The organism is Streptomyces sp. NPDC058457 (assembly GCF_042720695.1).
In the GTDB taxonomy this organism is placed as follows: Bacteria; Actinomycetota; Actinomycetes; order Streptomycetales; family Streptomycetaceae; genus Streptomyces.
On sequence record NZ_JBHXLU010000164.1, the window covers coordinates 1 to 9,326 of the forward strand.

At 72.4% G+C, this 9,326-nt stretch carries 9 protein-coding genes and 1 pseudogene; 9 read left to right on the forward strand and 1 reads right to left on the reverse strand.

Features of this window, described 5'->3' with window-relative positions; genetic code table 11:
- From ACFWPS_RS53230 to ACFWPS_RS53255, 6 genes and pseudogenes are all read left to right on the forward strand, one after another.
- Positions 1-238: pseudogene (locus ACFWPS_RS53230) on the forward strand (ATP-binding protein); the annotation flags it as partial.
- On the forward strand, positions 235-657 hold the full coding sequence (locus ACFWPS_RS53235) for a roadblock/LC7 domain-containing protein (protein ID WP_217548432.1): 423 nt from the start codon (positions 235-237) through the stop codon (positions 655-657). The pseudogene ACFWPS_RS53230 and the gene ACFWPS_RS53235, both read left to right, overlap by 4 nt.
- Complete coding sequence (locus tag ACFWPS_RS53240; protein WP_361298425.1) at positions 654-1,016, forward strand: DUF742 domain-containing protein; 363 nt, start codon at positions 654-656, stop codon at positions 1,014-1,016. Before ACFWPS_RS53235 ends, ACFWPS_RS53240 begins: the two co-directional genes overlap by 4 nt.
- The gene (locus ACFWPS_RS53245) at positions 988-1,611 is read left to right on the forward strand and encodes an ATP/GTP-binding protein (RefSeq protein ID WP_383721667.1); all 624 of its coding nucleotides are present in this window, start codon (positions 988-990) and stop codon (positions 1,609-1,611) included. Before ACFWPS_RS53240 ends, ACFWPS_RS53245 begins: the two co-directional genes overlap by 29 nt.
- A complete protein-coding gene (locus ACFWPS_RS53250) occupies positions 1,608-2,834 on the forward strand; it encodes a cytochrome P450 (RefSeq protein ID WP_383721669.1) in 1,227 nt (408 codons plus the stop codon). The genes ACFWPS_RS53245 and ACFWPS_RS53250 overlap by 4 nt, the downstream gene beginning before the upstream one ends.
- Positions 2,831-4,063: a cytochrome P450 gene (locus ACFWPS_RS53255; protein WP_383721671.1), complete on the forward strand. Its 1,233-nt coding sequence runs from the start codon at positions 2,831-2,833 to the stop codon at positions 4,061-4,063. Before ACFWPS_RS53250 ends, ACFWPS_RS53255 begins: the two co-directional genes overlap by 4 nt.
- 139 nt (positions 4,064-4,202) lie before the next feature.
- Here ACFWPS_RS53255 and ACFWPS_RS53260 read toward each other — a convergent pair whose 3' ends face one another.
- The gene (locus ACFWPS_RS53260; protein ID WP_383721673.1) at positions 4,203-5,732 is read right to left on the reverse strand and encodes a helix-turn-helix domain-containing protein; all 1,530 of its coding nucleotides are present in this window, start codon (positions 5,730-5,732) and stop codon (positions 4,203-4,205) included.
- Positions 5,733-6,311: 579 nt separating this feature from the next.
- On the opposite strand from ACFWPS_RS53260, the gene ACFWPS_RS53265 reads away from it, so the two are divergent.
- The 3 genes from ACFWPS_RS53265 to ACFWPS_RS53275 all read left to right on the forward strand — a co-directional run bounded on the left by ACFWPS_RS53265 (position 6,312) and on the right by ACFWPS_RS53275 (position 9,176).
- A complete protein-coding gene (locus tag ACFWPS_RS53265; RefSeq protein ID WP_383721675.1) occupies positions 6,312-6,932 on the forward strand; it encodes an L-threonylcarbamoyladenylate synthase in 621 nt (206 codons plus the stop codon).
- Between the two features lie 114 nt (positions 6,933-7,046).
- The gene (locus ACFWPS_RS53270) at positions 7,047-7,802 is read left to right on the forward strand and encodes a dienelactone hydrolase family protein (RefSeq protein WP_383721677.1); all 756 of its coding nucleotides are present in this window, start codon (positions 7,047-7,049) and stop codon (positions 7,800-7,802) included.
- A gap of 174 nt (positions 7,803-7,976) precedes the next feature.
- Complete coding sequence (locus tag ACFWPS_RS53275; protein WP_383721679.1) at positions 7,977-9,176, forward strand: glycoside hydrolase family 64 protein; 1,200 nt, start codon at positions 7,977-7,979, stop codon at positions 9,174-9,176.
- The last annotated feature ends 150 nt before the right edge of the window (positions 9,177-9,326 follow it).

Here is a 9,326-nt window from a genome sequence, read left to right on the forward strand (position 1 = left end):
CGCCTCCGCTCCCGGCCACGAGGAGCCGGGTGACCCGGGCGGTCTGCCGCAGCGGCGCCGTCGGCACCGTAGCGCTGCCCCCGGCGCGCCCGAACCGCAGCCGGCCGCGCGCCGCCCCGAGGAGGCGGCCGCTGCGCTCGCGGCCCTCCAGTACGGCACCGCCGCGGCGCGGGCCCCCAAGCGGGCGAGCACGCCCGATCCCCACCGGACCGACGACGAAGGAGGAGCGGCCAGATGAGCAGCCGCGATGCGGGCGAGACGGCATGGGTGCTGGACCCCGTCCTGCAGGTACCGCATGTACTGGCCGCCGTCCTGCTCACCCGGGACGGCCTGGCGACCGGCTACACCGACGGCCTGTCCCAGGCGAGTGCCGAGCGGGTGGCCGCGATCACCAGTACCGTGCAGGGCGCCTGCCGGGCCGCTGCGGCCGCATTCGCGGACCGGGACCGGGCCGAGGTGCGGCAGGTGGTCATCGAGTCGGACCACGGGTACGTGCTGATCGTGCCCACCGATCACGGCACCTGTGTGGCCGCCTACGGTGACCCGGAGGTGCGGCTCGACCTGCTGGCGCACCGGGTGCACTCGCAGGTGGCCCGGCTGGGTGAGAAGGCGATGGCGGCCGCGCCCAGAGGCTCCGACGGCGGCGCACCGGCATGACCGGCCGCCGTGGCGGCCGTCCCCTGGTCCCCGCGTACCTGTCGACCGGCGGTGTGGCCCGGCCCAGCCGTCCGCACCTGGAACGGCTGACGGTGCTCACCCGTGACGGGACCCCCCTGCCCGCCGGTCTGCCCGCCGCCGAACTGGCCCTGCTGGAGCTGCTGTCCGGCGGCGCGCTGACGGTGGTGGAGGCGGCGGCACTGCTGCGGCTGCCGTTCTCCGCCGCGCGGGTGCTGGCCGCCGACCTCGTCGACCGGGACCTGGTCCAGGCCCGCGCGCCGATCCCGCCCGCCGAACGGTTCGACCCCGACCTGCTGAAGAGAGTGGCCGATGGCCTCCGCGCCCTCAAGCACCAGTGAGCTGCCCCGCGCGGGCGGCACCCATCTCCCCGACGGCGCCCGCGATCTGGTGAAGATCCTGGTCACCGGGCCGTTCGGAGTGGGCAAGACGACCCTGATCGACTCGGTGTCGGAGATCCGCCCGCTGCACACCGAGGAGCACCTCACCGAGGCCTCCGTCCATGTCGACGATCTCGACGGGGTCCGGGAGAAGGAGACGACGACCGTCGCCATCGACTTCGGGCGGATCAGCCTGTCCGGCGGGATCGTGCTGTACCTGTTCGGAACACCGGGGCAGGACCGGTTCCGGACGCTGTGGGACGACATCTCCTACGGGGCCCTCGGCGCCCTGGTCCTGGTCGACAGCCGCCGGATCGACGCTTCCTTCGACGTACTGGGCCTGGTCGAGGAGGCGGGGCTGCCGTACGCGGTCGCCTTCAACGCGTTTCCCGACGCGCCGAGCCACTACACGGGCGACCAGCTGCGCGCCGCCCTGGACCTGGAGCCCGGCACCCCGATGGTGACCTGTGACGCCCGGGACTCGCACTCCTCGGTCGACGCGCTGCTCGCCCTCGTCCAGCATCTGATCGACGACCGGCCGGCGGAGGCCCGATGACCGCCCAGCAGTCCTTCACCGTCACCGGCCCGGTACGGCTGTGGGAGGACGGCTTCGCCCGCAACCCGCACGGCTACTACGCGGCGCTGCGCGCCCAGGGCCCGGTGGGCTGGGCGGAGCTCGCGCCGGGCACGCCCGCGTACGTGGTCACGGAGCGGCGCGCCGCCCTCGACGTGCTGCGGGACGTCGAGACCTTCTCGCACGACCCGCGGGGCTGGGAGGCGACCGTCCCCGAGGACTCCCCGCTGCTCGGCATGATGCGCTGGCGGCCCAACGCCCTGTTCTCCGACGCCGACGCGCACATCCGCTACCGGACCACCCTCATCGACGTGTTCGACCTGATCGAGCCGCACGACCTGCGCCAGCTGGTGCACCGGGCGGTACGGCTGCTGGTCGACCGCTTCGGGCCCAAGGGCGAGGCGGATCTCGTCACCGACTTCACCCGGCCGCTGATGGCCCTGGTGTTCAACAACCTCTTCGGACTGCCGGACAGCCAGGGCGACCGGCTCAACGAGGGCCTCCTGAAGATGATGGAGGGCGGCGCGCAGGCGGCCGACGGCGAGGCGGACTTCGTCGAGTACGTGCTGCGGCTGATCGCCGCGAAGGTCGAGGAGCGCGGCGAGGACCTGCCGAGCATGCTCCTGGACCACCCCGCGCAGCTGACCCCGGAGGAGGTCACCTGGCAGGTGTTCCTCACCCTCGGCGCCGGCTACGAGCCGACCACGAACCTCGTCTCCAACGCGCTCTCCCGGATCCTCGGCAACCCGCTCTACTACTCCACGCTCACCAGCGGCGCCCGCCCGGTCATGGACGCGGTCGTCGAGGTGCTGCACCACGAGACACCGCTGGCCAACTACGGCATCTACTACGCCCGCAGGCCGGTCTCCTTCCACGGGGCGTGGGTCCGGCCCGCGATCCCGGTGGTGGTCTCCTTCGGCGCCGTGGGGCTGTTCGCCGAGCGGGAGGTCACCGGCGGCCGGCACGCGGCGGACGCCTCGCATCTGTCGTGGGGCGCCGGTCCGCACGCCTGCCCGGTCCGGCACCACGCGCTGCTCATCGCCACCGAGGCGATCGAGCAGCTCACCCTGTGGCTGCCCGACCTCGACCCGGTCCTGCCCCGCGAGAGGCTCAACTGGCGGCCCGGCCCGTTCCACCGCTCGCTGACCTCGCTGCCCGTCCGGTTCAGCCCCCGCTCCCCCGACCAGCCTGGAGAGTCGTCGTGACCGTCACCGACCGCATCGCTCTCGACCCGTTCGGCTCCGACATCGCGGCGGAGAGCGCGCGGTTACGCGCCCTCGGCCCCGTCGTGCCCGTCGAACTGCCCGGCGGCATACCCGCCTGGGCACCCACCGGCTACGACGTCCTCAAGGAACTCATCCTCGATCCCCAGGTCAGCAAGGACCCGCGCAAGCACTGGCGGCTCTGGCCGGAGATCGGCGAACACCCCTCCTGGGGCTGGGTTCTGAGCTGGATCGGCGTGGTGAACATGCTCTCCGCGTACGGTCCGGACCACACACGGCTGCGCAAGCTGGTGGCACCGAGCTTCACGCACCGGCGGACCGAGGCGATGCGGCCGCGTGTCACGGCCATCGCCGCGGAGCTGCTCGACGCGCTGGCGGAAGCGGGTGCCGACGGGTCGGTGGTGGACCTGCGGGCCGGGCTGGCGCAGCCGCTGCCCATGCGGATGATCTGCGAACTGTTCGGGGTGCCCGACGAGATGCGGGACGACACCGGCGCGCTGATCGCGGCCATCATGGACACCTCCGACCCGACTCCCGAGCACGCGGCGTTCGTGCAGGAGCGCATCGGCACGGTCCTCGGCGGGCTGATCGCGTACAAGGTGGAGCATCCGGGCGACGACATGACCACGGAGCTGATCCGGGTGCGCGACGAGGACGGCGACCGGCTCAGCGACGAGGAACTGCTGTACACGCTGCTGCTGGTGATCGGCGCCGGCTTCGAGACCACGGTCAACCTGATCGGCAACGCGGTCGTGGCGCTGCTGGCGGATCCGGCGCAGCTGGCGGCGGTGCGGTCCGGGACGGTCGGCTGGGACGCGGTGATCGACGAGACGCTGCGGGCCCATCCGTCGATCGCCTCGCTGCCGCTGCGGTTCGCGGTGAGCGACCTGAAGGTCGGGGACGTGACCGTTCCGGCCGGGGACGCGATCATCACGACGTACGCGGCGGCGGGCGTGGACCCGGCGCACTACGGGCCGGACGCGGCCGCGTTCGACGCCGCCCGCGGTGGCGACGACCATCTGGCGTTCGGGATCGGTGTGCACCGCTGCATCGGCGCGCCGCTCGCCCGGGCGGAGGCGCTGGCCGCACTGCCCGCGCTGTTCGAGCGGTTCCCTGAACTGCGGCTCGCGGTCGGGGAGGACGAGCTGCGGCAGGTGCCGTCGTTCATCGCGTTCGGCTGGCAGGAGATCCCGGTGCGCCTGGAGGCGTGAACGGGGTCGCGGGGGGGGCAGGGGATCGCGGGGGCGGCGACCGGTCCCCCGTTCCGGTCGTGCCCCCGCGCAATGTGAACTTACGTCCGGATCCGGCCGTTGGGTATCGCGCCGGTGCCCGTTCGGGGACGCCGAGGACTCACCCGTGCACAGGTGAGTCCGGTTGGCCCTGATTCGCCTGGAGCAGGACGGGTGCGGTGAGGTCCCCGAGGGCGAGGTGGGCCAGGACGACCTCGTACAGGTCGGTGCCGGCGGCCAGCAGCTGGCGTTCCAGGACGGGTTCGGCGCCCCGCACGTGTTCGCGGACGGTCTGGGCGTGCACGCCCAGGTCATGGGCGGCGCGTTCGGCGTTCCCGTCGGCGGCGATCCAGGCGCGCAGGGTGCCGCGCAGGTCGCGGCCGTCCCGGACCAGCCGGTCCAGGAGGTCGTGCGCCCAGGCCCGCAGCGCCGGACTCGCCAGCAGGTCGCCCAGGCGGACGCCGGACGGCTCGGGCACCGTACCGGCGAGATCCTCCGTCAGCGCTGCATGGGTGTTCAGGGCCAGATGGGCGGCGGCGCGCACGGTGAGGTCGGAGAAGTCGGCGCCCAGCAGCGCCTCGACCCGGTCCATGCGGGCGCGCACGGTGTTGCGGCTGACGCCGAGGACCTTCGCCGCGCTGACGGCGGTGAACTCCAGGCCGAGGCGGGTGGTGGCGAGGAGTTCCGCACGGGTGTGGTGGGGCAGGGTGTCGAGCGGCCGCAGCACGGCGGTGGACCAGGCGTGCAGGGCGGTGGGGTCCATCAGCCGTTCCGGATGGGTGCGTTCGGCGTAGACGGCGGCCTGGTCGGGGCGGAAGTGGGCGACGGCGAGAGCGCTGACGGCCTGGCCGTAGGCGGTGGCCGTCTGGGCCAGGTTCTGCCGGACGCTGCCGCCGAGGAAGGTGCCGGGGCGGCCGTCGACGAGGGAGCGCAGCCGCTCCGCGGTCGCGGGCGCGGGGCTGAGGACGATGACGTGGCCGTCCATGGCGGGGCAGCGCACGACGAGGGCCTGGCCGCGGGTCATGTCCAGGCAGTCCTCGGCCAGGCCGTCGCGTTCCGCCGGTCGCCCCTCGACGATGTACACGCAGGCGCTGTCGGTGTCGAGCAGGCCGGGCCACAGGCCGGCGGCCACCCGCCGGGCGGAGACCGTGTCCTCCACCATCAGGAGTTGCAGGATGGCGAGGCGCAGGTCCGCGGCGGCCCGCCGGAGCCGGTGCCCTGCGGCCGTCAGCTCCCGCTCGCGCAGCAGGAGTTCGACGACCCCGGCGGTGTGGGTGACGATCTCGGCGGCGCGCCGGTCGAAGGGGTTCTCGCGGGCCACGGCGAGCAGTCCGGCGCCCGCCGGACGCGGGTCGCGGGCGCGGACGGCGACGAGCCGCAGATGGCGGTCGCCGTCCTGGACCGCGGCGGCGGAGATCCGCCCGCCGACCACGTCGGCCACCAGTCCGGCGTCGAGGGGGATCCCGGTCCCGGCGAGCAGCGTGCCGTCGGCGTCCTGGAGGCAGACGGTTCCCCGCACCGCGCCGGCGAGCCAGGCGATGACCCGGCGCGGGTCGCGGGCCCCGGGACGCAGATGGTCGAGGAGCCGCGCGGCCCAGTCGTCGCCGAGGGTTGTCGGGTACGGGGGGCCCTCGCCTGCTCGGCCTGCCATCTCGCCCTGCCCCTCGTCCCTCGCGTCAGCTTCGGTCCACGGACGTTACCCGATGAACGAGGCCCGGTCCCGGCCACCGGGCACGGCTCCGCCGGCGGCCCTCGGGGGACGGGCCGCCGGCGGAGAGAGCCGCACCCGGGACCGGGGGGAGGGTCCCGGGGTGGCTCGGTCCTCGGATGCCCAGGAATCCGCCGGGCATGCGGACGGACTTCCGAAGCCGCCGGATCCGTGGCCGGTGACGGCCGCGCCGGGGCCATCCGGCCGGGCCATGACGTGGCCGGGCCGGGGGCCCGCGCGCATCCCGGTACCGACCGGATACGGCCCAAGCGGGTCCGGCGAAGTCCGGCGCGCTTCGGCGAAGTCCGCCGCGGTTCGGCGAAGTCGCCGCGGTTCGGCAGCGCCCCAAAGGGGCGCGGGGCTGTATCGATATGCGGCTCCGCCGCGTGGGCGCGACCAGCCACGACGGCGCCGCAGCCGACACACGGCATATCGCGGCGATCGCAGCGGAGCGCTCAGTGGCCGTCCGGCACGGGCCCGGCCCGGTCGGCCGGAAGCCGCCGTACGGCATAAGCTCGGCGGATGGCGAAGTACTTCGACGTGCACCCCGACAACCCGCAGCCGCGCAGCATCTCCCAGATCGCCGACTCGGTGCGTTCAGGGTCGCTCATCGCATACCCGACCGACTCCTGCTACGCCCTGGGCTGCCAGCTCGGCAGCCGGGACGGCATCGACCGAATCCGCTCCATCCGGCATCTGGACGACCGGCACCACTTCACCCTGATGTGCCGTGACTTCGCGCAGCTCGGCCAGTTCGTGCGCGTGGACAACGACGTGTTCCGGGCCGTGAAGGCGTCGACGCCCGGCAGCTACACCTTCATCCTCCCGGCGACCCGGGAAGTGCCGCGCAAGCTGCTGCACCCGAAGAAGAAGACCGTCGGCGTCCGCATCCCCGACCACGTGGTCACCCAGGCGCTGCTGGCGGAGCTGGGCGAGCCGCTGCTGTCCAGCACCCTGCTGCTGCCGGACGAGGCGGAGCCGCTGACCCAGGGCTGGGAGATCAAGGACCGGCTGGACCACCAGGTGGACGCGGTGGTCGACTCCGGGGAGTGCGGCACCGAGCCGACCACGGTCATCGACTTCTCCGGCGGCGAGGCGGAGATCGTCCGCCGGGGCGCGGGCGACACCGCCCGCTTCGAGTGAACTCGAGGATCCCCCGTCCACGGCCCTCTCACCCCAACGTGCCACGATGATCACGACATGCCGCGCCGGGTGTCCCACACCCCGACGCCGACTCCACAGAGAGGCACTTGCGCCATGACCGCCGTACAGGGAACCGACGTGGACATCACCACCGCGGACGGTGTCGCCGACGCCTACCTGGCCCATCCCGCCGACGGACTCCCCCACCCGGGCGTGCTCTTCTACCAGGACGCGTACGGAATCCGTCCCCACCTGAAGTCGATGGCGGACCGGCTCGCCGCCGCGGGCTACACAGTGCTGATCCCGAACGTCTTCTACCGCAGCGGCCGCACGCCGGTCGTGGAGCTGCCCGAGTTCATCGACCCGGCCGCGGACCCGACCATCTGGCAGCGGATCATGCCGATCCTGCAGTCGCTGACGCCCGAGCGCGTCAAGCGGGACGCCGACGCCTACCTGAACTGGCTGGCCGACAGCCCGCTGGTGGCGGACGGACCGGTCGGCATCACCGGATACTGCATGGGTGCCCGGCTGACCGTGGGGACCGCCGCTGTCTTCCCGGAGCGGGTCGCCGCGGCGGCCGGCTTCCACGGTGGCGGACTGGTCAACGACACCCCGGACAGCCCGCACCTGACGGTCGGCCCCATCACCGCGGAGCTGTACTTCGGCTTCGCCGACCAGGACCACTCGATGACCGCGGAGCAGATCCGCACCTTCCAGAAGGCACTCGACGCCGCCGGCATCCGCAACACCTGCGAGGTCTACCCGGGTGCCGCGCACGGCTATACGCAGGTCGACACCCCAGCGTACTCCGCCGAGGCCGCCGAGCGCCACTGGGCCGCGCTGCTCGACCTGCTGAAGCGCGCACTCTGATCCACCGACGTCACCGAACCAGACGTCACCGAAAGAAGGGGCCCGTCGATCGACGGGCCCCTTCTTTCGTCCTGCGCATTGACATGAACCCGCCCCACCACCACCCTGAGAGCGCTCTCACAATTGGTCCGGACCAATTTCCGTACCAACCCCGACCCCACACGGAGGTGGAGAGTGCGCACAGGACTCGCACGCCGGACGCTGCCCCTGACGGCCGCGGCGGCACTGATCGGCGGAGTGCTCACCCTGGGCACCCCGCAGCCGGCCGGCGCGGCGGTACCGGACACGATCCCACTGAAAATCACCAACAACTCCGGCCGCACCGACCAGGTGTACGTCTACGACCTCGGCACCCAGCTCTCCACGGGACAGCAGGGCTGGGCCGACGCCAACGGCACCTTCCACGCCTGGCCGGCCGGCGGCAACCCGCCGACCCCGGCGCCGGACGCCTCGATCACGGGCCCGGCGGCGGGCCAGTCGAAGACGATCCGGATCCCGAAGTTCTCCGGCCGGATCTACTTCTCCTACGGCCAGAAGCTCGACTTCAGACTGACCACCGGCGGCCTGGTGCAGCCCGCGGTGCAGAACCCGACCGACCCCAACCGCAACATCCTCTTCAACTGGTCCGAGTACACGCTGAACGACTCGGGTCTGTGGATCAACAGCACCCAGGTGGACATGTTCTCGGTGCCGTACGCGGTCGGGGTGCAGCGCGCGGACGGCAACACGGCCAGCACCGGGCACCTCAAGTCGGGTGGCTACAACGGGTTCTTCAGCGCCCTGCGCGGGCAGCCCGGCGGCTGGGCGAACCTGATCCAGACCCGGTCCGACGGCACCGTGCTCCGCGCGCTCTCCCCGCTGTACGGCGTGGAGACCGGGGCGCTGCCGTCGACCGTCATGGACGACTACGTGAACCGGGTCTGGTCGAAGTACTCGACGTCGACCCTGACCGTCACACCGTTCGCCGACCAGCCGAACACCAAGTACTACGGCCGGGTCTCGGGGAACGTCATGAACTTCACCAACTCCGCCGGAGCGGTGGTGACGAGCTTCCAGAAGCCCGACGCGGGCAGCATCTTCGGCTGCCACAACCTGCTGGACGCACCCAACGACCTGGTACGCGGCCCGATATCGCGCACACTCTGCGCAGGCTTCAACCGGTCGACACTGCTGACCAGTGCCAACCAGCCGGACACCAACCCGGCCGACTTCTACCTGGACACGGTCACCAACCACTACGCACGCAAGATCCACGCGCAGATGGCCGACGGCAAGGCGTACGCCTTCGCCTTCGACGACGTCGGCAACCAGGAGTCGCTGGTCAACGACGGCAGTCCGCAGCAGGCGTACCTCACGCTGGACCCGCTGAGCTGACCCGCGGGAGAGTCCCGCACCCGGCTCGCGGGTGCGGGACTCTCGTCTGCGGTACGTCAGCCGGTCGTGACGGCGGTGTCGTCGACGACGAAGCTGGTCTGGAGCGAGGAGTCCTCGACACCGCTGAACTTCAGGGTGACGGTCGAGCCC

Bases quoted from the DNA above. Each gene is read 5' to 3' on its own strand.
- ACFWPS_RS53270 (WP_383721677.1), top strand. From the start codon at position 7,047: ATGACCGCCGTACAGGGAACCGACGTGGACATCACCACCGCGGACGGT.
- ACFWPS_RS53260 (WP_383721673.1), bottom strand. From the start codon at position 5,732: ATGGCAGGCCGAGCAGGCGAGGGCCCCCCGTACCCGACAACCCTCGGC.
- ACFWPS_RS53265 (WP_383721675.1), top strand. From the start codon at position 6,312: ATGGCGAAGTACTTCGACGTGCACCCCGACAACCCGCAGCCGCGCAGC.
- ACFWPS_RS53250 (WP_383721669.1), top strand. From the start codon at position 1,608: ATGACCGCCCAGCAGTCCTTCACCGTCACCGGCCCGGTACGGCTGTGG.
- ACFWPS_RS53240 (WP_361298425.1), top strand. From the start codon at position 654: ATGACCGGCCGCCGTGGCGGCCGTCCCCTGGTCCCCGCGTACCTGTCG.
- ACFWPS_RS53245 (WP_383721667.1), top strand. From the start codon at position 988: ATGGCCTCCGCGCCCTCAAGCACCAGTGAGCTGCCCCGCGCGGGCGGC.
- ACFWPS_RS53235 (WP_217548432.1), top strand. From the start codon at position 235: ATGAGCAGCCGCGATGCGGGCGAGACGGCATGGGTGCTGGACCCCGTC.